At 42.1% G+C, this 23,968-nt stretch carries 19 protein-coding genes and 3 pseudogenes; 14 read left to right on the top strand and 8 right to left on the bottom strand.

The window, feature by feature from the left end:
• The first annotated feature begins 2 nt into the window (after window positions 1-2).
• The 12 genes from NSTC731_RS07760 to NSTC731_RS07705 all read left to right on the top strand — a co-directional run bounded on the left by NSTC731_RS07760 (window position 3) and on the right by NSTC731_RS07705 (window position 11,144).
• The gene (locus NSTC731_RS07760; RefSeq protein WP_445630309.1) at window positions 3-209 is read left to right on the top strand and encodes a hypothetical protein; all 207 of its coding nucleotides are present in this window, start codon (window positions 3-5) and stop codon (window positions 207-209) included.
• Window positions 210-395: 186 nt separating this feature from the next.
• Window positions 396-710 carry a DUF4278 domain-containing protein gene (locus NSTC731_RS07755; protein WP_445630308.1) on the top strand — a complete coding sequence of 105 codons (315 nt, stop codon included), beginning with the start codon at window positions 396-398 and terminating at the stop codon, window positions 708-710.
• Window positions 711-817: 107 nt separating this feature from the next.
• Window positions 818-1,330, top strand: a complete 513-nt coding sequence (locus tag NSTC731_RS07750) for a hypothetical protein (RefSeq protein WP_445630307.1) — start codon at window positions 818-820, stop codon at window positions 1,328-1,330.
• 32 nt (window positions 1,331-1,362) lie between these two features.
• Complete coding sequence (locus NSTC731_RS07745) at window positions 1,363-2,916, top strand: GMC family oxidoreductase (protein ID WP_445630306.1); 1,554 nt, start codon at window positions 1,363-1,365, stop codon at window positions 2,914-2,916.
• Window positions 2,917-3,431: 515 nt separating this feature from the next.
• Entirely contained in the window at window positions 3,432-4,040 is a 609-nt protein-coding gene (locus NSTC731_RS07740) for a helix-turn-helix domain-containing protein (protein ID WP_445630305.1), read from the top strand.
• Entirely contained in the window at window positions 4,040-5,200 is a 1,161-nt protein-coding gene (locus NSTC731_RS07735; protein ID WP_445630304.1) for a phosphotransferase, read from the top strand. Before NSTC731_RS07740 ends, NSTC731_RS07735 begins: the two co-directional genes overlap by 1 nt.
• Before the next feature lie 22 nt (window positions 5,201-5,222).
• Window positions 5,223-6,338 carry a T3SS effector HopA1 family protein gene (locus NSTC731_RS07730; protein WP_445630303.1) on the top strand — a complete coding sequence of 372 codons (1,116 nt, stop codon included), beginning with the start codon at window positions 5,223-5,225 and terminating at the stop codon, window positions 6,336-6,338.
• Window positions 6,339-6,761: 423 nt separating this feature from the next.
• Window positions 6,762-6,971, top strand: coding sequence for a hypothetical protein (locus NSTC731_RS07725; RefSeq protein ID WP_445630302.1), 210 nt, complete (start codon window positions 6,762-6,764; stop codon window positions 6,969-6,971).
• Between the two features lie 127 nt (window positions 6,972-7,098).
• A complete protein-coding gene (locus tag NSTC731_RS07720) occupies window positions 7,099-8,052 on the top strand; it encodes an aminoglycoside phosphotransferase family protein (protein WP_445630301.1) in 954 nt (317 codons plus the stop codon).
• Between the two features lie 17 nt (window positions 8,053-8,069).
• Window positions 8,070-9,113 (top strand): T3SS effector HopA1 family protein, encoded by a 1,044-nt coding sequence (locus tag NSTC731_RS07715; protein ID WP_445630300.1) that lies wholly within the window; start codon window positions 8,070-8,072, stop codon window positions 9,111-9,113.
• Between the two features lie 18 nt (window positions 9,114-9,131).
• Complete coding sequence (locus NSTC731_RS07710) at window positions 9,132-10,151, top strand: ThiF family adenylyltransferase (RefSeq protein ID WP_445630299.1); 1,020 nt, start codon at window positions 9,132-9,134, stop codon at window positions 10,149-10,151.
• A 63-nt stretch (window positions 10,152-10,214) separates the two neighbouring features.
• Entirely contained in the window at window positions 10,215-11,144 is a 930-nt protein-coding gene (locus NSTC731_RS07705; protein ID WP_445630298.1) for an MsnO8 family LLM class oxidoreductase, read from the top strand.
• Here the strand turns inward: NSTC731_RS07705 and NSTC731_RS07700 are convergent.
• The 4 genes from NSTC731_RS07700 to NSTC731_RS07685 form a co-directional block, all read right to left on the bottom strand.
• Window positions 11,126-11,890: a peptidylprolyl isomerase gene (locus NSTC731_RS07700; protein WP_445630297.1), complete on the bottom strand. Its 765-nt coding sequence runs from the start codon at window positions 11,888-11,890 to the stop codon at window positions 11,126-11,128. The two genes, NSTC731_RS07705 and NSTC731_RS07700, sit on opposite strands and share 19 nt — an antisense overlap.
• Before the next feature lie 104 nt (window positions 11,891-11,994).
• Window positions 11,995-13,524: an HlyD family efflux transporter periplasmic adaptor subunit gene (locus NSTC731_RS07695; protein ID WP_445630296.1), complete on the bottom strand. Its 1,530-nt coding sequence runs from the start codon at window positions 13,522-13,524 to the stop codon at window positions 11,995-11,997.
• Between the two features lie 46 nt (window positions 13,525-13,570).
• A complete protein-coding gene (locus NSTC731_RS07690) occupies window positions 13,571-16,639 on the bottom strand; it encodes a peptidase domain-containing ABC transporter (protein WP_445630295.1) in 3,069 nt (1,022 codons plus the stop codon).
• Window positions 16,640-16,714: 75 nt separating this feature from the next.
• Window positions 16,715-17,260 (bottom strand): helix-turn-helix domain-containing protein, encoded by a 546-nt coding sequence (locus NSTC731_RS07685; RefSeq protein WP_445630294.1) that lies wholly within the window; start codon window positions 17,258-17,260, stop codon window positions 16,715-16,717.
• Between the two features lie 1,188 nt (window positions 17,261-18,448).
• Between NSTC731_RS07685 and NSTC731_RS07680 the strand changes: the two are divergent.
• A pseudogene (locus NSTC731_RS07680) lies at window positions 18,449-19,383 on the top strand (IS630 family transposase); the annotation flags it as partial.
• A 337-nt stretch (window positions 19,384-19,720) separates the two neighbouring features.
• A pseudogene (locus NSTC731_RS07675) lies at window positions 19,721-20,195 on the top strand (transposase); the annotation flags it as partial.
• Between the two features lie 61 nt (window positions 20,196-20,256).
• Here the strand turns inward: NSTC731_RS07675 and NSTC731_RS07670 are convergent.
• From NSTC731_RS07670 to NSTC731_RS07655, 4 genes and pseudogenes are all read right to left on the bottom strand, one after another.
• A complete protein-coding gene (locus NSTC731_RS07670) occupies window positions 20,257-20,577 on the bottom strand; it encodes a 4Fe-4S binding protein (protein ID WP_445630293.1) in 321 nt (106 codons plus the stop codon).
• Window positions 20,578-20,680: 103 nt separating this feature from the next.
• Complete coding sequence (nifB, locus tag NSTC731_RS07665; protein ID WP_445630292.1) at window positions 20,681-22,126, bottom strand: nitrogenase cofactor biosynthesis protein NifB; 1,446 nt, start codon at window positions 22,124-22,126, stop codon at window positions 20,681-20,683.
• A 1,036-nt stretch (window positions 22,127-23,162) separates the two neighbouring features.
• Window positions 23,163-23,504, bottom strand: a complete 342-nt coding sequence (locus NSTC731_RS07660) for a XisI protein (RefSeq protein ID WP_445630291.1) — start codon at window positions 23,502-23,504, stop codon at window positions 23,163-23,165.
• Window positions 23,486-23,908 (bottom strand): annotated as a pseudogene (locus NSTC731_RS07655) (element excision factor XisH family protein). Before NSTC731_RS07655 ends, NSTC731_RS07660 begins: the two are co-directional and overlap by 19 nt.
• Between the last annotated feature and the right edge of the window lie 60 nt (window positions 23,909-23,968).

The raw sequence follows: 23,968 nt of genomic DNA, 5'->3' as shown, positions 1-23,968 counted from the left end.
AGTTGCAGACCGATGCAATCGAATTGCAGACCAATGCAATCGAATTGCAGACCGATACAATCGAATTGCAGACCGATGCAATCGAGTTGCAGACCGATGCAATCGAGTTGCAGAGCTATTTGGCAATTTCGTCACGCGAGTTTTTCCCCAAGACCCCACTCACGCCACAATTCCACTCGGTTTTTACCTTTTCCCCTTCCCCTGCTTGATAAAACAGTTTGCAAATTCGCCCTAGTAAATTTCCAAAATTGGAAAACTCATTTCTTAACTTAACGATGCATTTCTAATTAAATCTATCTATTCTGAGATTATGGAACGAAAAGGTCAAATACTAGTCTCTATGTAATTTTATTCCACAAGCAACCACTCTTTATTCACAATTAACGAGGCGAAATATGAAACTTTACTATCGCGGTTTCAGCTACGAATTAGATTCTTCAAAAATTGCCAGCAGAACAACAGAAAAGCCTTTTCAACCAACGCCTAGTATTGGATCAGCTTATAATCTGGCTTACCGTGGGGTTAATTATCGTGTTGATGCTAGTGCCAAATCTGCGGAAATTGCTTTACCTCCAACAACTTATAAGTTGAGCTATCGAGGCATTAATTATTTAGTAAATAGAAATGTGCAAAGAGAAATTACCTTAATATCTCAATCGGTAAACTCATCACAAGCTGGTACAATGTCACAGTTGCAAACATTATCCTAGTATCGCTTTTCGGAAAGTTTTAGTAGCTTAGGTGAAAAACAATCTTTACTATAAGCTATACCTAAGCTTAACTTTCTTAAGTGAACTTGATTAATGGAGTTAGCCTCATGATTCATCACATTTCTATCGCTGCTCAAAATCCCCTTCGCGTTGCCAGCGTACTGGCAGAAATTTGTCAAGGTAAAGTCTATAATTTTCCACTTCCCGGCAGTTATGCCGTGATTGAGTTTGATGAGTATGGTACTGGAATTGAAGTCTTTCCTTTAAGAACTGTATGCGTTCCCGCTTCCGACACAGAACCGAGCAAAACCATCCAAACCTCCAATCCGCCAAGCTTTGTACCAACTTATGCTGCAATCTCTGTCCCTGCTACCCAACAGCAAATTGAGCAAATCGGTAGGCATGAGGGTTGGCAAGTTGTGCTTTGCGTTCGCGCAGCGTCTCCAACGGAGAATCGCGGGGTGTTTCAAGTGATTGAGTTTTGGGTGGAGAACTGGCTGTTATTCGAGTTTTTGCCTCCTGAGCTTACAACTCAATATTTAAACGCTATTAACCCTCATATCGCAGAACAAGTGTTTGGTCAGCCAATTTTCATAGCTCCAGTTGAAGTTATCAACTAGAGACAACAGAATTACAGAATAAGGATAATTTTATGACTGAATATGATTATATTGTGATTGGTGCAGGCTCGGCGGGCTGTGTTGTTGCCAACCGCCTCACAGAAGACGGTAAAACAACCGTGTTATTACTGGAAGCAGGCAATCCGGCTAATAAACCAGAGCATCAAGCTCCTCTAGATTGGACAAAACTCTGGGGCACTGAAGTAGACTGGGCATATTTTACGGAAGAAGAACCTTACCTAAATAACCGTAAAATCTATTGTCCGCGTGGAAAAGCCTTAGGCGGCACCAGTTCAATCAACGCCATGATTTATATTCGCGGCAATCGGTATGATTACGATCGCTGGCAAGAATTAGGCAATCCTGGTTGGAGTTACCAAGATGTGTTGCCCTACTTCAAGAAATCTGAAAACCAGCAGCATGGCGCGTCTGAATTTCACGGGGTCGATGGATTGCTGAGTGTCACAGATCCCTTGGCACCTGCCCTAACATCATATCGATTTATAGAAGCAGCAGTTGCACTTGGCTATGAGCTTAATCCTGATTTTAATGGCGCACAACAAGAAGGTGCAGGACTTTATCAGTTAACTATTAAAGAGGGGAAGCGGCACAGTACAGCAGCAGCGTTTTTAGTACCAATTTTGAATCGCCCTAACTTAACCGTTACTACTGGTGCGTTAGTCACTCGGTTATTGTTTGAGGGAACACGCACTATTGGAGTGGAATATCTGCACGAGGGAACGATACATCAAACCTTTGTGAATCAGGAAGTAATTCTTTCTGCTGGCGCGTTCGATTCTCCCAAACTACTCATGCTTTCTGGAATTGGCAATGCAGAACATCTGCGATCGCTAGGCATTCCTGTAGTTGTTGATTTGCCTGGTGTCGGTCAAAACCTCCAAGACCACCTGACTGTCGCCGTTGCACATCAAGCGACTCAGGATTTAGAACCTGCTCCAACTAGCAATATCGCCGAAGCTGGATTGTTCCTGCATACTGAGGGTCGTTTAGATGTTGCGCCAGATTTACAGTTTTTCTCTGGCCCTGTTTTGTGGACACATCCTGCATACGCCCGTCAAGTCCCTGGATTTGCAGCTACAGCCTGTCTGACAAATCCCCAAAGTCGTGGTAGTGTCACCTTGCGTTCTGCTTCCCCCCATGACTCACCCGTAATTCGGATGAATTGTCTTCAAAGTGAATCCGATTTGCAAAAGCTGGTTGCAGGAATCAAAATTCTCCGTCAAATATTTCAATCAAATGCATTTGATGACTTCCGAGGTGAGGAAGCTGCTCCCCTTACTGATGTAACTAGTAATGAAGCACTGGCAGCTTACGTCAGAGAAACCTGTGATACTGTATACCATCCCGTCGGCAGTTGTAAAATGGGAACCGACTCCGATTCAGTGGTAGACCCCGAACTGCGGGTACATGGTGTTGAGGGTTTGCGCGTTGTAGATGCATCAATTATGCCAACTATCACCACGGGAAACACTAACGCACCCACCATTATGATTGGCGAAAAAGCAGCAGATTTAATTAAAGCTAGCGATCGCGTTTCAAAGCAGGCAGCTTTAACAACTGTGTAGACACTGGGAGCGGCGAATCATGACCCAGAAAAGTTTGACTCGCCGGAACTTTTCAATATTACGCGATCGCCTGAAATATCTTTCTTTATTCCAATACCGTTGCCAAATTAAGAGGGTTCAACGCCACAAGAAACGGGATGAGTCACGAAGAGGGATATTTTAGCGATGGCTACGCCCGTCGTAGGCATTGCTCGTTTTTTGTCTGACTTGAGAAAATCGTGTTGCTCCCAGTCACTCTTCGTCTGTGAGGCTGCTAAAGTATGGTATAACTGCTGGATACAACTTATTTGCGGTAACTTTACTTCAACACAGTGAAAGATGTCAAATGGGTTCTATGGTTTTGCCCGACCCTACTAAGTTTATTAAGAGCTTTATTGCAAATTACTTCATCAGATAGAAGTAAAAATATAGCAGAGCACATTTAAATTGCATTAATCTCAAATCCCAAAATAGTAAATTAATGGAAAACTTTAACTTGTTACAAAGTTTTGTATCAAGCAGTTTGATTTGATTATATGTCTCATAACCGAGCAAAAACTGATGTTAAAGGCCAGGACAACCCAATAGGTAAATTTTTAACAGCGTTTCAGCGCAAAATGCTGCAAAAAAGTTTGCAAGACGATTTACCTGAGTCTTATCGCCAGCGCATTGAAATTATGTTGCTAGCAGACCAGGGTAAATCTCAAACCGAAATATGTCAAACCTTGGGGTGTTGTCCAGCAACAGCAAGGCATTGGATGCACATAGTACGTAGTGGGATGGCGCACCAATGGCAGGAGTCTGCAATTGGTCGTCCTAAAGTAGTGAATGAGGAATATTTGGAGCGTTTGAAAGAACTGGTAATCCATAGTCCCCGTGATTATGGATATCCATTTGGGCGCTGGACAGCGCAATGGTTAAGCAAGCACCTAGAGAAAGAGTTGGGGATTTCGATCTGCGATCGCAATATTAACCTTTTGCTTAAGAAGATGGGGCTTTCGACTCGAAGAAAATGCGAAACAGTAGACAAAGTAAGCGATTCGTCTCGCATCGCAATTCGCGATCTCGAATCTTCCTTTGAGCCTAATGTCCTCTGTTCGCTCAATTTGATTAACTCCAATAACAATAGCAATTTAGAAGTATAATGACACTGCTTTTAAGCTCCCAAAACGTAGGTGATTATTTATTTCAGCTGGGTCTTTGTACCCAAGAAGAACAAACCCAGCTTCAGATTGAGTTAGTCACTGCCAAGAATTTTAACTTGAGAGTGAGTTTACCAGATGGTTCTAAACTCCTTGTCAAGCAAGAGCGGCACTATCAGGATGGGAAAACATTTGGTGAGTTTTTGGGAGAATGGCGAGTTCAAGAGTTCTTAAACCAATTTCCAGAACTGGATCGCCTTCGCTCATTGCTGCCGATAGTGCTCAATTTTGACCCAGAGAATTCAATTATTGTCTTCAGGTATCTGGATGACTATCAAGATTTGACTGATTTCTACGCTCAGGAAAAGAACTTCCCAAGCCAAATCGCCTCTGCAATTGGCACTGTTTTAGCTACTATCCATCGTGCCACCCTCAATCGTCAGAACTATCAAGAATTCCTCCATCAAAATCAAAAGGATGTCCTCACTGGTCATGTGCCTAACTTGATTCGGGGGCTGGAACGGATTGGACCGGAAATTTTTGGAGGAGTGCCCGTAGATGCGCTAAAATTCTTTTCGCTCTATCAGCGCTACGATAGCTTGGGGGCAGCGATAAGAGAACTGGGCAGCGCTTTCGCTCCTTGTTGCCTGACGCACCATGACCTGAAGTTGAACAATATTCTCTTGCACACCAATTGGGAACAATCGAGTGACAGCATTGTGCGCTTAATTGACTGGGAGCGCTGTAATTGGGGAGACCCAGCTTTTGATTTGGGAACACTTATCGCCAGCTATCTGGAAATTTGGTTAAATAGTTTGGTCATCAGCAATGCACTCAGTATTGAAGAATCTCTGCGCCTAGCGGCGACTCCCCTTGAGGTGCTTCAGCCTTCGATCGCTGTCCTGACCCTAGCTTATTTCGACACCTTCCCAGAAATCTTACAACAGCGCCCTGATTTCTTGCGGCGTGTGGTGCAATTTGCCGGTCTTGTATTGATTCAACAGATTTTGGCGATGATTCAGTATCAGAAAACCTTCGGCAATATCGCAATAATCATGCTTCAGGTAGCTAAGACGTTGTTATGCCGTCCAGAACAATCCATGTCAACGACTTTTGGCACTGCTGCTGCTGAATCTGGACGTTTGAACTGTACTGCTGCTTAAGATGTTTAGTCGCAACTCAACTATGACACAATTACTAGATTCTCTAATTCAACAGCCAGATGTAGCAACTAAGCGAGTGCTGGATGCTCTGCAAGAAATTGCGAGCAAGGTTCAGATCGAGTCTGACTTCAGCATTCGTCATCCAGATTACAAACCCTTTGAACTGCCAGCAGAGGCGATCGCCCGCTTTGAGCAAATCCCTGTAGAGATTCAGCGCAAATATGTGAGCCTGCAACTGCGCTCTTTTCTGTACGGCATCTATTACAACGGTGGTATGCGAACTACCCACGCAAAACTAACAGATTCCAATCCTCTGCCACTGGATCTAGAGAACAATACTTTTTTGGGAGTAGACTTGGGTTTTTACAATCGCTTGCACGAAAGTAATAGCGGCACTGGCTACTTTGACTCTTGTTGGTATGTTCTCTGGGAAGAAAGTGATGGCACCGTAGCCGTGACTAAGAATGGTCTTCGGTTGCATATTGAGCGCGATCGGCATCTGCAATCAGCACAAGCTACTGTTGTGGTGGGTGAAGAGGTAGCTATCCGTATGCCGAAAAATCTGATCCAAAGCGGTTTTTATGTGGCGGTGGGCAATGCAGGATCAATTCGTCTCGATTTAGAGGGTCATCAGCAGACTGTGCGAATCTACTTTAATTTGACTTCAGAAGGTGCAGTTGCGGTTATGAGTGCTCTCACGCAGCATCTGAACGAAATGGCTATTCCTTTCAACTTCAAGGTTTTGTACAACCCAGCTGATTACAAGCGCTACGACTCAGGAGTTTTGTACTTTGACAAGAGCGACTATGAAGCGATCGCCTCTGTGATTGAGACAGTTTACCAATTGCGATCGCATTTTCGGCCAGAAGTTCCCCTATTTACCAAGCTGCTTGCACCAGGGTTGGGGTTAGCAGAAGAACCAGACCACAAGTTTACTGACCGAGAAAGCTTTGGGATGAATCGGTGTCAGATTGTCGCTAATGGATTGCTGGAAGCTTGCGACAAAGGGGATGACTCACCAGAGGGGAGGTTGACCTCTATTTTTGAGCAATTCTCCCGACTGGGAATTGACTGGCAGCGTGCCTACCTCAATGCCAACTCTGAAGACATCTATGCACCAATCAAGCTATGCGATTGATACTTCCAAATCTCTAAATAAGTCGTTTGTAGGGGCACGATATATCGTGCCCCTACTTTTTTAGTTCAGCGAGGATTATTAAGAGAAATAATTGCTTTAGTTATTTCTCTTACTATCAGTAGATACATTTATGATTACTTTAATCTTTTCTCATACTTTCGGCTTAGATACTTATTAAATGCATCTAACTTAGAAAATGTTTTTCACAAATAATCCTCGTTATCAGGAATATCTAATCAGGTAACTTATGGCTTAATAAAGTTGTTACTAACTGGAATTTCAACAATAAATATAGATATTATGTCCGAAAAGTCAGTCAATAATGCTTGAAGTTTAGAAGGTAAATTCTTAGTATGTAATTAAGCAATCAAACAGAAGTGTTTGAGCCAAAACTAAAAAACATTGATTTCAAGGAGAACACAAATGGCTGATATTACTGTTAAGGATTTAAAACCCGCAGGAACTGAATTGTTTTTCAACGATCCGGAAAGTTTTATTACTGAAATCGGTTCTGAGGATATTGCTAATGTCCAAGGTGGTAGCATAGGTATAGGTGGTAGCATAGCTTGTAATGTAGGTGGTAGCATAGCTTGCAGTGTGATCATTATTGGCAACACTTGCAGCCGAACCTAAATATTGTATCTAATGCTCATTTGCTTGTTAGTCGCAATCGAGCTTTTATCTAAAGTGGGAGTAAGATTTATAATTTTTATCTTTACTCTCACTTTTATATTAGACGCGATCTAAAGAGGATACACTTATGAAAACCATACTAAACTATAAAAATATCTATCAATACTTGCTTAATAGTTGTATTTGCCCAGAAGAAATAAAAACTATTTCACTAGAATATATAAAGCTAGATAATTTTTACAGGCAAGAGAAAGCTTTTCCCTCTACCATTGCTGCCCAATTAGGGACTACTTTAGCAAGGCTACATCGTGATAGCCTGAATCATCAGGAATTATACCAATTCATTGCTGAAACAGATCCTGGTAAATTAGGTTATCAAAATCCTAATTATTCTGCTCAACTCCTAAACAGGATTGAGCCAGAATATTTCAGTCATTTTACTCAGGAAAGCATTATTTTTTTCAAAAATTATCATCGCCATGAAAGTTTTACATCAGCAGTAGCGGAGCTTACTCTCAATCAACATCGCTGCTGCCTGACATATAATACCCTCAAGTTAAATAACATTTTAATATCCAGGGATTGGGAGAAACTAATTTCTCAAACAGAACAGTCAAATCAAGGCATTATTAAGTTGATTAACTGGGAAAACTGGAGTTGGGGCGATCCAGCGTTTGATCTGGGAACAGTGATTTCTAACTATTTACTAATATGGCTTAACAGTTTAATTGTGCATCCGGTTATTGAACTGCAAAAATCTCTGCAAATGGCAACAATACCTTTAGAGGTACTTCACCCCTCAATTGTAGCTCTTACCCAGGCGTATCTCAGTAGTTTTCCCATTCTAGATTACTATCCTAACTTTATGGCGCGAGTTATTCAGTTTGTCGGTCTTGGCTTGCTGTATGAAATTGTAGAAATAAGTCAGTGGCAAAAAAACTTTAATAATAGAGGTCTTTGCATACTTCAAGTTGCTAAGAGCTTATTGTGTCGTCCAGAACAATCATTTAACGCTGTTTTCGGGATGGCAGAATCAGAAATAACTAATTTAACTAATTTAGAGCCATCCTCTATTAAATAGCTTCAAGAGTAACTTTTATGCAACTGCTAGAGTCCCTTCAAGACATTGCTACTCAGGTTCAAATTAAATCTGACTTTTGTGTCAGTCATCCTAATTACAAAGTAGAGCATCCAGCCGAGGTAGTAGCCCAGTTGCAACAATTACCTCAAGAAACTCAGGCTAAGATCCTGAGTTCAATGCTGCGAGAATTTATATATGACATTTACTACAACGGTTCACTTGTGGGAGAAGCAAGTGAAGCCGTGATGGCTGATTTCTCTGTCTTAGGGGATAAAATTGTTGCAGGAATAGATTGGGAATTTTGCGAACAACTAGATAAGAGTAATAAAGGGAAAGGTTTCTTTGAGTCGGGATATCGCGTGTTAAAACAAGAACCAGATGGTAGTCTCTTAGTAGAAAAGCAAGGCATGGGTACGAGGATACATATCCAGCCAAACCGCCATCTCCAATTAGTAGATCGAGCAGCAGATGTAGGGGACTTGGTTGTAGTCACGATGCCCCATAGTTTATTTCAACTTCGATGCTATGTGGCAGTTGGAGATGTAATTGGTAATAGCAAAAAAGAATACTCTAAAGTTATAATATTCTTCAACTTCAGCCCTGAAGGTGCAGTTGCCGTCATGGAAAGTTTAACGTCGCAACTGAACAAATTTAAAGTACCCTTCGGCTTCTATGTTTTAGACAACCCTTTGCATTTTGGACGCTATGATTCAGGAATTCTCCGAGTTCCTGTAGATAGCTACGAATTAGTTCGGTCAGTTTTACAGACTGTTTACGCAGAAAACAAATCGCACTTTCAGCCGCAGGTTCCTTTGTTTACTAAGGTACTTGCACCGGGACTGGCTTTAGCAGAAATGCCTAAATCTAAAGAAGATTTTGGTAGCATCCGTTGCCAACTTATTGCCAATGGTTTAATGGAAGCGAGGCTCAAGGGTGATGAATCAAAAGAAGCTAGGATGACACATATACTCCAACAGTTCGAGCTTCAAGGAATAGACTTAAAACATCCCTACCTCGACCCTAACTCTGAAGATATTTACACACCATTCGACTTCTTCTAAGATAAATTTGCTAACTATATGAATATATTGAATAAATTCCAAACAGGAATTGTTTTAAAACATAGCACATCTTTATCGTTCATATCTGAGGAACAAAAAACCATATTGAGCAATGGTCTGCGACATTTCATACTATCGAATATCCCTGACCAGGTAGTGCAAGCTTTGAAGCAAATGGTCGCAGGAACACAACTTGACAAATTAGCCACTTTACTGCCGGGGGATAGGCTGGAGAAACTTATTTCACTTCTGGATTCAAAGGGTGTAGTACGACCTTTGTATGAAAATGACTTTAAGGAGACGCGGTTTGAGAAGCAAGTGGAGTTTTTCTCAGATTTCGTTGAAGACCCCAATACTGCACAAGAGAGGCTTTTAAAACAGTTAGTATGTATCATCGGTTGCGGTGGAACCGGAAATATTGCAGTTCAACATTTAGTAGCTGCTGGCGTTAAAAACTTTATATTGATTGACGACGATCTTGTGAACATAACAAACTTTAATCGCCAGTTTTGTTTTAGCCAAGCTGACATCAATACGCCGAAGGTTGAAGCACTGCGTAACTACATTTTAGCGAGAGACCCTGAGATAAAAATTCATACTCGTAAACAAAAAATTAATTCTGTAGAAAGTTTATACCAAGCTTTAGAGGGCTTAAAAAAGCCGGATTTTATTGTGTGTTGTGCTGATACCCCACCAATTACCATTCAGTCATTGATCGTACAGTATTGCCTACAGGAAAATGTAGCGTGTACGTTCTCAGGAGTGAGAGTTTATGATGGCTTAGTAGGCCCACTCTTGACTGAGAAGAGCCACATGGAAAAATTTATTGAGCACAATCAACAGATAGAAAAGCACCGATATGAAAATTCTCCAACAGTCATATCGTCGTCGATTTCATACCTCAATACAATGATCGCAACCTTAATGATCGCAGATGCGATCGATCTGCTTGCTGGTATTAAAAAGCCGCTCTCTTTGAACACGACCTTACAGTACAATGCTGACCAGGCAAAGATGATCACGATTTCTGAGTGGTAGCAGTTGATTTACTAAGTCTGTGACAAAAACAATCCGGACTACTACTATTAGGTTACTTAATTTATGAGCGAAAAACTTAGTCTTGGCGTTCTCGATTTCTGCGATTCAATCACTACGACAATTAGACTTGCTCCCCGGATTGAAGCTTTTGGATATTCCCGCTATTGGCTAGCAGAGCATCATGGTGATGGTCTTGCCAGTCCGGAACTGTTAATTCCTATTCTTGCGGGACTAACTAAGAGGATTCGCGTGGGAATGGCTGGAGTTCTTCTTTCCTTCTATAGTCCCTTAAAGGTAGCCGATAATTTTAAGTTGCTCGAATTATTATTTCCCCAGCGCATTGACTTAGGGATTGGTCGTGGTGGCGCAGATGCATTGACAACTCAAGCTCTTCTTGACGGTAGAACTAGGGAACTGGATCTCGACCTTTACAAAGAGAAAATAGAGTACCTGATAGACTACTTGCAGGGAAATTCACAGGTGCGGGCAACACCTGCTATCTCTACCTACCCGGAGGTTTGGGTTCTCGGTACCGGGTTCAATAGTATGCATGTAGCTGCACATAAAGGTCTTGCCTACAGCCATTCGCTCTTTCATCGAGGATGTCTTGATGACCCCAGTATCCTCAAACAATACCGAGAAACTTTCCAGCCCCACGGTGAAAAAGTCCTAACCCCCCGATGTAACATAGCCGTGGCAGGCATTTGCGCGGACACTGAAGTTCGGGCATACGAATTACAACAACAGCACGCCAACAATTTTGTTATGCTCAACATAGTAGGTACTGCCAATCAGTGTAAAGAGAAGTTGCTGGCGTTGCAAGAGCGTTATGACGTTAACGAAATCATCTTTTTTGATGTCTGCCGGGAATTTAATGACCGCCTACGTTCTTACGAATTGCTTGCTGCTGAACTTAGATTAACAAGTGTGTCTGCCCAAACCAAACAGTTGGCAGTACACGCTTCTAACAACTCCTATGGAAGTGCCACTTGAGTACGATCGCAATTAAGCTGCGTCACGATTTCTAATTCCGCAATTTGTTGCTTTAACCAAACTGCAAACAAATCTGCCAAAATTTTAACACGCAGCTGCTCGTTTAATTTGGCTTCAATAATTTCCTCAACCAAAATTATATGCACCCCTTTTGGCGTAATTATCGGCTTGAGGATCTGTGGTGGAGTGGCGGCAAACACCGCTGCTGCAATCTCCGGTCGGAAATCTTGGCGGCGTTGTATTCCGCGATATCCCCCGGCGCGGCGGATTTCTGGTTCTTCAATGTATTGGCGGGCGATTTCTTGGAAACTAATTTCGTTTTCTTTTAAGGCACAAAACAGTTCCAGAGCCAAGTCTTCATCATCCAAAATTACTTCATAAGTGACCGCTCCGGCATAATCGAGTTGGTGTTCATAAAAGAACGGTTCAACTTGCTCTGCAAATAGATGTGTCGCTAATTTGTTAGAGAGCTGGTTTGTGTATGCCAATGCTTCAAACTCATCTAGGGAAAGATGATGTTTTTCCAGCCATGCCCAGGTATCTTCAGCTTTGAGGAGTTTATTGGTTAACCGCAAGTTATCTGCTGCCTGCTGAAGTTCTTCTAGTTCGAGTTTAATGCCTACTTTCTCGGCAGTATCGGTAATAATTTTGCGACAGGCGATCGCTTCTACTAAACCAGGAAATTGAGCGGAAATTTTGATTTGATAAAGGATGTCTTCGTTGGATACATTGAGCGATTTTGACATATTGTAATTCCTCCTATAATCAATGGATTTTGTTATTTGTTCAGTGCCCTTTATTTTGTAATTAACTAAGGACTAATCTACAGACGTTGCATACAACGTCTCTACTAAAGCTCTAAACCGCCTTTTTGCAACTTCTTAAACGGATCTAAGATTAAGTCACTCACACGACGCTGCCGAATAATCACCTCAGCAGTCGCTGTCTGACCTGGCGTTATTAGAATACGTTTGTTGCCATTTTGGATATACGGCTGCTGTAGGGCAATATCCAAGTCAAAAGTTTCTATCTTGCCAGAGTTAGTTTCTTTAACTTTCGAGTCTGGTGAAATATGACTGACGCGCCCAAGCATTACTCCATAATCTTGGAAGGGATAGGCATCAAACTTGATTTTGACCCTCGCTCCCACCTTCAAGAAGCCACTCTGTTGGCTAGGCATCTCAGCTCTTAGTACAAAAGGAGATTCCTTGGGGGAAATTTGAGCAATCATCTGACCGGGTTGTACTACAGACCCTGGCTTGTCGATGGGCAACGCAAAAATTGTGCCATCAATAGGCGATCGCACTACTCGTTGCTGTAACTGGAAATTTAAGGATGCGATCTGGCTTTTGATTTGAGCAATCTCTGATTGCAGCGCTGCAATTTGTGATTGCAGGTCTTTTAGCTGTTCGACCGTTTTCAGCACAGCCAGTTCGCCTGTATGAATCAAGCTATCTTGGTTACGTTGCTGCTCTTGCAAGCGGAGTTGCGCTTGCTGAATATCCGCCTCTGCTTGATTAATAGCCCTCTGATAACTGTTTTGTTGCTCTTGCAAGCCCGACTGAGCCTGAGCTATCTCCGACTTTGCTTGTTCTAGGTTTTGGTAGTTTTCTTTGACCGACTGTTCCACTTCTAAAAACCGATCTTGTGCAATTGCACCTTCTTGATAAACTTTTTTATATCGTGGTATTTTTTCCTTGGCACCCTGGAAACGAACTTGGGCTAACTCGCGGGCTGCCTTGCTTGAATCAACCGCTTGCCGCGCCTGATTGACTTTAGCGAGTTTTTCTTCTTTTTGTAAGTTGTAGGCACTCTTGAGAGTATCAAGGTTCTGTTGCGCCTGCTGCACTTGCGCCAGTTTTTCTGATTGTTGCGCTTGGTTTTGCTGCTGCTGGGTATGGATAGTCAGCTGCAATTGATTTTTGAGGAGTTCGAGTTGCCTCTGCTGATTTAATTGCCCAGAAAGCTTTGCCTGCGCTTGCTGCAAATCGGTTCGCAGCAAATTAGATTCCAGTTCGAGCAGAGTTTGCCCTGCTTTGACAGTTTCACCTTCTTTTACTCTCACAGTGATGACGTTTCCTGACGCTGGAGAGTCTATTCTTTGCGTTGCGCCTAATGGTTCAATACGTCCTCTGGCGCTTCCTGTTTCATCCACCTGAGAGAGCATCGCCCAAGGTAAGGCGATCGCTGTAAAGCCTACGATCAAATACAGCATTGAACGCGTCCAACGCCGAGGCAAGGCATCCAGTAGTTCCTCGGTGCCGTAAAACCAATCGCTGGTTTGAGTTTGTGCTGGCGATCGCTCTTTAACCTCACTAGAATCTTCAGCTGATTTAGGTGCATTGACTAGGGATGATGAATTACGAGATGGGTTAGGCATAGTTTTTTAGGAGTGAGGGGTGAAAAGTCATAACTCATAACTTTTACTAAGTTTGAGCCAACTGTTGCTGGTTGAGGTAGTAGTAATGACCTTTTTTGGCGATTAATTGCTTGTGAGTACCGCTTTCGACCAATATGCCGCCGCGATCTAAAACCAGGATCAAGTCTGCATTACGCACGGTGGAAAGACGATGGGCGATTATTAGGGTTGTCCGCCCTTTGAGAATGGTGTTGAGGTTGTTTTGAATGATCCGTTCGGATTCAGCGTCGAGGTGACTGGTTGCTTCATCAAAAATTAATAAGCGGGGATTCCCAAGCAAAGCACGGGCGATCGCTAACCTCTGGCGTTGTCCCCCAGATAACATCCCGCCACCTTCACCGATTTGGGTTTCATAACCCATTGGCAATTGCTTAATAAATTCGTCTGCTCCAGCCAGACGCGCTGCCTCAATAATCTCCTCAAGAGTGGCTTGTGAATGAGCGATGCTTAAGTTTTCCCGAATCGTACCGCCAAACAAAAAGGTATCTTGATCGACAACACCAATTTGAGAACGGAGCGAGTTCAGGGAAATGCTTGTCACATCTTGACCGTCGATCAACACATTGCCATCTGTCGGCGGATATAAACCCAAAATCAACTTGGAAAGGGTAGTTTTCCCAGAACCGCTACGTCCCACCACCGCCACAGTTTGCTCTGGCAGTACCTCAAAACTGAGATTTTCCAGCACGTTAATATCGCTTTCTGGGTGATAGCGGAAAGTGACATTATCAAAGCGAATTCTCCCTTGAAGTCTGGGTAAGTACTGGCGGGGTTGATGTTGTAAATCTTCTTCTGGCTCCGCCTCAAGGACATCATTAATCCGCTCACTAGAAACAATCACTTCCTGCACTTGATTCCACAGCACTGCCAGCCGTTGGAAAGGATGAATGATGTTGCCCAACAACATATTGAAAGCAACTAATTGTCCAATGGTGAGTTGGTTTTGAATCACCAGCCATGCCCCAAACCACAGCAATGCTGTAGTGGCAACCGATTCGATAGAGGAACTGAAAATTTGCAGGCGGTTAGCAATCACCTGCCCACCAAAGCTTTTTTTAATCAAACGATGGAGCTTTTCCTCCCAATGCCAGCGCACTGTCTGCTCAACTGCCATTGAGCGGACAGAGCGAATCCCTGTGAGGGCTTCAATCAGATAACTGTTCTCATTGGCTGCGGCACTAAAAATCTCTCTGGCGATGCGACGCAAGAAAGGCGTTGTCATCAGTGCCAGTAGAAAAAATAGCGGTACAATCACCAGCACCAGCAATGCCATTTGCCAGCTGTACCACAACATCAATCCCACATAGATAAACACTGTCAGCAAATCGAGAATGATTGACAATGCTTCTCCGGTGAGGAAGCGCTGAATTTTCTGATTTTCTTGGACGCGAGAAACAATATCGCCAACGTAACGCGATTCAAAGAACGCCAGTGGCAGCCGGAAGGTATGTTTAATAAAACCTACCATCAGCGCTACTCCGATGCGGTTGGCAGTGTGATCCAGCATATATTGCCGCAGTCCGTTCGTGGCGACGCGGAACAAACCAAAAATTAGCAACCCTAACCCGACGGCGTTTAAAGAGAGGGTGCTGCCTTGGACAATCACTCGATCCAACAGCAGTTGGGTGAATAGTGGCGTCACCAGTCCAAACACCTGAATAAACACAGAAGCGATGAACACTTCTAGCAGTACTATCCAGTGGGGTTTGATTAACTCAAAAAACTGCCAGAATGGTTGAGTTGCTTCCTGGCTTTCTTTGAGTAGGGCTGTGGGTTGCAATAACAATGCATACCCAGTCCAACCTGCATTGAATTCTCTATTTGTGAGGGTGAGTTGACCAAGGGCCGGATCGCCTACAATGACCTGCTTTTTGGTAATTTCATAGACGACAACGTAATGTCTGCCTTCCCAGTGGGCGATCGCAGGCAGGGGTTGTTGTGCCAATTTGTCAAGGCTGGCTTTTACTGGACGAGTAGAAAAACCGATGGTTTCTGCCGCAGCAGCTAGACCTTTTAGTGATGCCCCACTCCGACTCGTGTTAGTTAAATCCCGCAGGCGATTTACCGACAAGTGCTTGCCCCAATAGCGACTTATCATCACAAGAGTTGCTGCACCACAATCAGAGGAGCTTTGTTGTGCAAAGAACGGATAGCGCTTGGCGATCCTTCGCCACCAATGCCCCACCGTCACCTTGGGACTGGGAAAGTAGGCTCCTCGTTTCTTTTGCTTTTGTTTTGGCTCTGAAACTGGCTGCGGAAATGGAATAACATTACTCTCATTCTTCAATCCTTCTGGGAAAGATGTGCTATGAGGCATCTGTTGGTCATCTGAGGCGGTAATTGAGTCAGAGTCAACCAATGCCAACTCAGGCCAGTGCTGGAGTGCTGTTTGCCAATCAGCATTGCTGAGACTGTACAGAATTGTTGGTTGCACTGCCTGCCAAATACCTTTTCCAACAGCGCAGATATTCGCAGGTGTCAAGGATTGACCGGATGAATGTTGCAGTTCTCCCCGGCGCAGCAGCCACAGTTTGCAATCTTGGGATAATGTTGGACTCAGGGTGCCAATCTCCAGATTGTGCCGCGAGAAATAAGATAAGGCTCGGAGCATTTCCTCAACAGAAGTGTTGCGAGGAAGTTGATTCTCGCGGCAACACAACAGCAGCAAATCCCAAAGTTCTGCTTTGCGGTATAAGCGATCGCTCAGACTGACATATTTGCCCATCAAAGGTTGCAAAACTTCATCCTTGAGATAGCAAAGCTTTAAGCTTGTAGAAGCTCTAGCGGTGTAAGGTTGAAAGACATCTTCTGCAAACAGAGTCATTTCGCCGAATGATGCCCCGCTTGTTAGGGTGGTGATTAAGTTATTAGAGCCGTCCATTAGTCTGACTTTACCCGCAACGATGATGTAGATCCCACCCTTTGCAGTTTCTGCTTGCCAAAACTGCTTTGCTACTGGTGGCTCGACGATTTCCACCGCATTGACACAGTTTGCCAGTTCATTTGATGAAAGCGAATTACCCAAGCTAGCGGTAATTTTTTCACTAAGCTGTTCCTGGGAAAATACTAATGGCATTCCCTCACCTCCAACACACAATTATTTCTTGGTCTAAATCAAATTGAATGACTAATGATAACTAGCCTCATTGGATTACAAGTCGCAGATCGTAATACGAGTATTCTTGGTATGGTTTGTTGCTCCTTTAGCAAAAGAGCGTTTTTGTTTTGTGGAAAGCCCCATTTGTTTCAGCAACCGATTAATGTGGCGATCGCTAATTTCAATGCCAAATTCAGTCGCTAGATGTTTGCTCAACCATTGGGCTGTCCAGCACCCAAATGCATAGCCATACTCACCAGGGCTATGGCTCACTAATTCCTTCAACCGTTCGATATATTGGTCGTTTACAGTTTTAGGTCTGCCTATCCCCCGCTCTTGCCATGTATGCGCCAGACCTGCTTGTGCTACAGCACTCCAGTAGCGTGCCATCTCCTGAGAACAACCTAACATTTGACAGATTTGGGTTTGAGATTTGCCCTGATCTGCCAACAACATAATTTGCAGCCTCCGACGATATTCTGGTAGCAAATTCAAATGTAAATTCTTCAGCAAAACCTTCCGTTGAAAGGGTGTTAAGAACTTACTCTTACTAAAGTCGTAGCTTTCAAAAGCTTGTTTTTGATTGAAAGGATATGTCATCACTATTACCTATTGCTTTCAACTGTAAAATATGCGCGAGTTTCTTCTTTGCAATTGTTGCTGAAATCCCAAATCATAAGGGTTCATATCTATCAAGTTAATTAGCAAAAGATATGCTAATTAATTAGTCACGTCATAAGCAATTAACCCTGAGAGTTTCCTCTAGGGATTTGGCAGTATCAGGGAGTTGTTCCTGGGTATCCTAAGATTTTAATTTTCTATCGAAGCCGGGTTAATGAACATTTGTTAGAGCAAAAAATTGCTGTTTATGAAATGTTGATAAAAATTGGAAAACTCATAGAAACCTTTTGACGGCTTTAGAGGTTGTTTGAAAAGTGGTTAGCTGTGATTTTAGGCATTTCTTGATCCCCCCTAGCCCCCCTACAAAGGGGGAACTGGAATCAAAACCCCCCAATTTATCGGGTGATTTAAAACGTTTTGCTACCAACAAAAGGACTTTTCAAACATCCTCTTCAACTATGAAGTTTCGCTATGTTAAGGAAATCTGGGAAACAAGTTAATAGTTTAACCTTCATATATTTACGTAGGTTAAGTTTGATTCTCGAAGAAATTTGAGCCATTTTGTATGGCTGGAAAACTAGAAATAGCTAAATTTTAGCCCTTTTCTAATCTAGATATTGCTGTAAATCAGTAGTTCTCTAAACACGATTCCAATGAAAAATCAAAATTTCCTCCATTTCCTCCATTTGTATTCTGGACTACTTTTTTTCTCTGATGATATTTTGATACATATTGTGAAAGGTTTTCTTTTTTTAATAATTTTTTAACAAAACTTTATAATAAAAATAAGTTAAGCTTAACTCATTCTTAATAATAGATAATACATCCATCAAAAGAAGTAAATATTATATTAATCAATCTATATCGTTGTAGAGTTTAAGGCTCTATAAACTTGTCTAAAAATGAATTTTGCAGAAAAAAACGGTTTTTTAGTGCCTAGCAGACAAAAATTTTAGCGAAAATCCAATATAAAGCTGAAGTTATCATATTAATTTAAAACTATAATAGTTGCCATACTTGACTTAGAGAGTAAAGTTACTGTTAACTATATAGGAATCATATTTGATTTCTGAAAGAGGTTGCGAGATAATACGGAAGGAGATATCTGTCTAAGAGCAAACAATGATAAACCAGTATATAAAAGCAGCGATACCTTCGGAAAGCTTTGCTAATGCAGAACTACAAGAATTTATAGATAATCGCCCAGATGCCCGTAAAGTTAGGAAAGCTTTAGCAGTGAAACTGGTTTATCAAGGCTATAAGTATGAGGAAATTCAAACAATTTTAGATGCGTCTGTTGGTTCGATTAACCTGCTGCAAGAACGCCTATAAGGAATATGGAATTTCGGGACTACGCTTAAATTATCAAGGTAAAAAGAGTTATTTGAGCGATGAACAGAGGGAAGAAGCATTAAATTGGTTGCAAGCTAAGAATATTTGGGAACTGGGTGAACTGGAGTACAAATTAGCATTTAAATATGATGCGATCTACGAATCAAAACGAAGCTATTAAGATTTGTTTGACGCGGCAGGAATTAGTTGGAAGAAAACCACTGTCTCGAATCCAAAAGCTTACAAAGAGGCTGTTGCTGCAAAAAAAACAGTCTTGCTTCATTGTTGGTAAGCAACAGAGAGGAAATAAAATCAGGAAGAGTAAGAGTATTTTTAATAGATGAGTGTCATCTACTCTGGGGAGACTTAACCGGATACGTTTGGGGAAAAACCGATCTTGAAATTGCAGTGAGAGTTATTAACGAACGAGATAAACAGACATACTACGGGGCGGTTGACTATTCTTTTTGGCAAGTTACTTTTGAAAGCTTACAATGCTGGTAATTCTGACAATACGATTGATTATTTACGTTATTTATTAGACCAGTCTCCTAACCAACGATTACTTCTTTTTTGGGATGGCGCTTCTTACCATCGTTCACATCTAGTTCAAAACTTTTTAGGCGAAATAAATCAAGGTTTATCTCCAGAGCAATGGAAAATTCACTGCGTCCGCTTTGCTCCTAATTGCCCATCACAAAATCCTATAGAAGATATTTGGTTACAAGCTAAAACTTTGGTGCGGCAGTTTATGTGCTTTGATTTCTTCGGGGAACGTTAAACAGTATATTTTGATTCATTCATTGACCTTGCAACTATCCATATATGGATTCAAAGGATTTTATTAGTGGGATAGGTTCGTATAAAAGTAGTAATGAGTACTATAAATTACGCAATGTTGGCTATGTAGTGCCAGTGTAGTGCTTAATCGTGAAGCGATCGCATCTATCACTATAGCAGTCCACTTTGATTTTTGTACTTACTTGCACAAGGTAAGAAATATGGAATAGCCAATACCTTCGCCAAAAAAAGAGTATGAAGAGATAGGGCTGACGTAGTAGAGTTGTTGTCTCTCACAACGACAACTCAAAAACTACTCTTCAGCCCATGCCAGATATCCTATCACTGTTACTAATGCCTGCTGCCGCAGATCAATGCTACAACTATGCGGCAATTGAACCAGATAATCATCGCCATGTTAGCAATGAGCGGCCGAGTCACGATGTTAGGAATTTGCCGTTGGACAGGTATTGGTGGTAGTTATCGAACGATGCTGAGATTTTTTCATACAGTCATACCTTGGGCTACGTTGTTTTGGCTATTAGATGGCCACTTTGGGAACAATAGTGCCTTACAGATGGCTAGACAAGTTAACTTGCACATAATTTCCAAATTGCGCCATGATTCGGCATTATATATACCTTATCAAAATCCTGACCCAAATCGTCGCTCTCGTCATAAATACGGCGATAAGCTGGATTATTGTAATATACCTGACGCATATTTGTGTAAAAGTGCTATTGACGAGGATATCAAAACTGATATTTATCAAGCTACTTTACTCCACAAGGCATTGAGCCGAGATGCGCGACGTGAAACGCTTTAATGTGGGGTACAAGCTTATGTACTCAACAAACTTTTACTTAGTTTGATACCATAAACTGATAGGAATAACAGTTAAACCAACGTTCCCAGTAATCTTGTTTATTTGTTAATTTAGCGACTACGCGGTTGTAATTAGCAAACCAGCCTTCCCAATAATCGCTAGGCTGCTTAACGCAACCGTCACAGGTGGGACAACCAGCTTTACACTGAGGCACGGTATGAATGCTACCAATACAGTTTGTACAAAGTTCAGGGTCAATCCAGTGCTGTCCGTCAACCACTTTAACTGCATTTGTGGGACATACAGATAGACAGAGATTGCAGGAAATACACTGGCTAGTAAGAATTTTGTAAGCCATGATTTATTCTCCTTTTGGGGAACGGGGCATTAGAGTTAGGGTAGAGGTTACAGGTGACAGATGATAGGCAATAATCTGTCCTCTGTAACCTGTAACCTATTTCCTAATTACCTAATTCCTTAACGTATTGCTCGTAAAACTCCAAAGCAACCTTTTCAATTACGTCGTAAGCTTCAACAGTCTTGATTCCAGCTTCTTGCAATTTTTCTTGAGGACAGTTACCAATCTTAGAGACTAGAACTGCTTTGCAATCTGCGATCGCTTTCATAATATGCTCAAAAGAAGCTTCTTCGCCGTATCCACCTTGGCAGTATTGGTCAATTTTGCGATGACCGATAAAGCGAACTTCGTTTCCACCCACTTCGTAGATTTGGAATTCTTTCGCATGACCGAAGTGTTGGTTAACTAATCCGCCACCTTTGGTTGCTACTGCAACTAAAACTTTCGGACTATTGGCAATTTTCTTACTGGCTAGCGCCTTATCTTTGGCTACTTTAAGTTCTTCTTTAAACTTCTCAATTCCTTCGTGAACAGTAGCGCGTTGTTCCATGTCATATTCGGGAGCCATTTCCAAGAATTTCTCTTTAGAAAACTCTTGGCTGCGGTCTTCTCCCAATAATCCGACTGCATCGGCACGACACTGGCGACAGTGACGCATCATTTTCATGTTACCGGAGCAGTTGTCTTGAACTTCTTTGAGTTCTTTGGGTGTGGGGCCGCGTTGACCGGTTAAACCGAAGTGTGTGCCATGTTCTGGTGCAGAAATCAATGGCATGATGTTGTGCAAGAATGCACCTTTTTCACGGATGACTCGATTCACTTCGATTAAGTGTTGGTCATTAATTCCAGGAATCATCACGGAATTGACTTTGCACAAGATGTCAGCGTCTTTTAAGGCTTGCAATCCTTCCATCTGTCTTTCGTGGAGGATTTTTGCGCCTTCAAGACCTCTGTAACGCTTGCGTCTGTAGTGAACCCAAGGATAAATCTTAGCACCGATCTCTGGATCTACCGCGTTAATGGTGATCGTAACGTGATCTATATTTAATTGTTTAATGCGATCAATGTAGTCTGGCAGCATTAAACCATTGGTTGATAAGCACAGCTTGATGTCTGGTGCTTGCTCTGCAATCAACTCAAATGTGCGGAAAGTTTTTTCTGGGTTCGCCAATGGGTCGCCAGGGCCAGCAATTCCCACAACTGTCATTTGCGGAATCTTGCCACCAATGACCAAAGCTTTGTGTGCGGCTTCTTCTGGTGTTAGCAATTCGCTAACTACTCCAGGACGGCTTTCGTTAGCGCAATCATATTTGCGGTTGCAATAGTTGCATTGAATGTTGCAAGCGGGAGCAACTGCAACGTGCATCCGGGCGTAGTGATGATGAGCGTCTTCGCTGTAGCAGGGATGTTTCGCAATGCGTTCTTGGAGCTTTTCGTCCCTTTCCACGGTGGTGCTGCTGGTGCTGTCGCAGCCGCAACCACCTGATTTTGCTTGGGTTGGCGATTCCGTAGCGTTGGAGTTGAGGAGTCGTGTAGACGGTGATGTCATTGAGTTTCGCAAAAGGTCGGTGGACTTGGCTGCCACTGTGGGAGATGCTGTTGCTACTCTTTCATGCCCAGAATTGAAGTCGGGTCTTCCACACTACCTGCAAACCCTTGGGTTCGGGTAACTTGTTTTCAAGTAAAGCAGGCGATAGATATCTGATGTTCTGCTGGTGTGTGTCAACGTTCGGTTCTTGGGTAGAATTTGTGCCCCAAGGCGCGACTTCTATTCACTTCTGGCATGGTGCTATGTCATCCCTCCACTCACTCTTCGCTTTGTTTTAGAGCGTTAGGTGATTGGCGATATAAGATTTATAGCAGCCGTCTCCCAGCCAGATGTTGCATCTCTCTAGGATAGAATTTATTGGATTTATTACTTTTGTACTCAAATACTAAAAACCCTAATTCTTCAAGCATTACAAGAATTAAAAAAAATTTTTTCAGGTAGGGGTTCTGGTATTTTTTGGTTGGGGTTCTAGTGTTTATAGATAGGGGTTCAAGATTTCTTTGTACTCAGCCACAACCCAATCCCAGCAAAGAATTTAATCTATTTGCAACAGGGTTTTAGTTATTTAAATGTGTACTCACATTGCCCTCAATTTGCATCAAAAGCAATAAATATTAAGGGTTTGAGGGGGAAAAACTGAAGTAATCTATATTGTTCTACTCCATAAACGCGCTAAATTGAATTCTGTATCTAACATATCATTTTTTTGAGGGTAAAAATGCACTTCATATTCTTTTAAGTTTTCTTTGAAAATGATGTTCAATTATGCCTTTAAGCCTTGTCTGGTAAGCCATATAAGCTAGTGGGAATAGATGTATTGCTGCACATAGTTTTCAAAAAACTTAACTTTTCAGTTCTTTTTTTTCATTCCCACAATGAGGAGATGGGCAGGAAACTCTCAGGTTTTGTGTTTAAGAGAAACAACAAACTATAATCTAACATGATTGAGCGATCGCAATGAATTTTCTGAATTGCTCACTACAAACCTTAACAAAAAATCTCACCCCCTTCCTGCATCAGAAAGAACGATTGCACCTTAGGCAACTGCATAGCCTGTGTAGGGTCTTAACTCCGGTGGACGAAACCCCAGAACAATATGTTCTTTAGGAATTCCAGCCCGTTCTAAATCGGCGGCAATGCCTTCTTCCGTGCCATCTCGTTGAATCCAGATTTTGCCATCAATCAGGTCAATATGAACCAGACAACCATGAATCCGGCGATCGCCATCCCAACCTAAATCCATCCACAAATAGCGATTGCGGCTTCGATCGAACATCACTTCCGATTGAATATTGGCATAAGAATAGGGTAGTGAAGCATATTCACTGAGAATAGTTTCAATTACCTGGCGATAGTTGTCTAACTTGGTGTAATCCATTGTTTAATGACCTCCTGTTTTGGATCGAATGTAATCAGCTTTAAACGATGATTTCTCAGTAACAGTTTGCCGATAGGTTCTTCAAATAAATCATCAAAAATACTATTAGGTACTGCAAGATATAGTATTCGTTCCGGCTCCAATTCCATCAAGATATCCTGATATAAAATATACTGACCCAATGCTTTTTCTAAATCATCAACATCCGATCTGCCAGTAAAACTTTTAATCTCAACTGCAATTTTTTATTCTGCTTTTTGCACCGCCAACAGTTGTCTAGCACCTAAATCAACATACAAATCTTTTTTACCAAACTTTAGAGTCAGTGGATCGTGAGTAATTGTCCATTTATCTTTAATCAAAGCATTTTTAACATTGTTGCGATCAAGCTCTCTAGCTGGCATACAGGTGTAGTTTTAGACTGATATTTCTATTTTAGGAAATCGCTACACTAGATTTATCAG

Source organism: Nostoc sp. DSM 114167 (genome assembly GCF_052692655.1).
Note: the sequence above shows the minus strand (reverse complement) of the source record. Positions and strands in the feature narration are given on the sequence as shown.

Bases quoted from the DNA above. Each gene is read 5' to 3' on its own strand.
- NSTC731_RS07755 (WP_445630308.1), top strand. From the start codon at position 396: ATGAAACTTTACTATCGCGGTTTCAGCTACGAATTAGATTCTTCAAAA.
- NSTC731_RS07695 (WP_445630296.1), bottom strand. From the start codon at position 13,524: ATGCCTAACCCATCTCGTAATTCATCATCCCTAGTCAATGCACCTAAA.
- NSTC731_RS07705 (WP_445630298.1), top strand. From the start codon at position 10,215: ATGAGCGAAAAACTTAGTCTTGGCGTTCTCGATTTCTGCGATTCAATC.
- NSTC731_RS07740 (WP_445630305.1), top strand. From the start codon at position 3,432: ATGTCTCATAACCGAGCAAAAACTGATGTTAAAGGCCAGGACAACCCA.
- NSTC731_RS07735 (WP_445630304.1), top strand. From the start codon at position 4,040: ATGACACTGCTTTTAAGCTCCCAAAACGTAGGTGATTATTTATTTCAG.
- NSTC731_RS07690 (WP_445630295.1), bottom strand. From the start codon at position 16,639: ATGCCATTAGTATTTTCCCAGGAACAGCTTAGTGAAAAAATTACCGCT.
- NSTC731_RS07700 (WP_445630297.1), bottom strand. From the start codon at position 11,890: ATGTCAAAATCGCTCAATGTATCCAACGAAGACATCCTTTATCAAATC.
- NSTC731_RS07715 (WP_445630300.1), top strand. From the start codon at position 8,070: ATGCAACTGCTAGAGTCCCTTCAAGACATTGCTACTCAGGTTCAAATT.
- NSTC731_RS07670 (WP_445630293.1), bottom strand. From the start codon at position 20,577: ATGGCTTACAAAATTCTTACTAGCCAGTGTATTTCCTGCAATCTCTGT.
- NSTC731_RS07725 (WP_445630302.1), top strand. From the start codon at position 6,762: ATGGCTGATATTACTGTTAAGGATTTAAAACCCGCAGGAACTGAATTG.
- nifB (WP_445630292.1), bottom strand. From the start codon at position 22,126: ATGACATCACCGTCTACACGACTCCTCAACTCCAACGCTACGGAATCG.
- NSTC731_RS07710 (WP_445630299.1), top strand. From the start codon at position 9,132: ATGAATATATTGAATAAATTCCAAACAGGAATTGTTTTAAAACATAGC.
- NSTC731_RS07720 (WP_445630301.1), top strand. From the start codon at position 7,099: ATGAAAACCATACTAAACTATAAAAATATCTATCAATACTTGCTTAAT.
- NSTC731_RS07750 (WP_445630307.1), top strand. From the start codon at position 818: ATGATTCATCACATTTCTATCGCTGCTCAAAATCCCCTTCGCGTTGCC.
- NSTC731_RS07730 (WP_445630303.1), top strand. From the start codon at position 5,223: ATGACACAATTACTAGATTCTCTAATTCAACAGCCAGATGTAGCAACT.
- NSTC731_RS07660 (WP_445630291.1), bottom strand. From the start codon at position 23,504: ATGGATTACACCAAGTTAGACAACTATCGCCAGGTAATTGAAACTATT.
- NSTC731_RS07745 (WP_445630306.1), top strand. From the start codon at position 1,363: ATGACTGAATATGATTATATTGTGATTGGTGCAGGCTCGGCGGGCTGT.
- NSTC731_RS07685 (WP_445630294.1), bottom strand. From the start codon at position 17,260: ATGACATATCCTTTCAATCAAAAACAAGCTTTTGAAAGCTACGACTTT.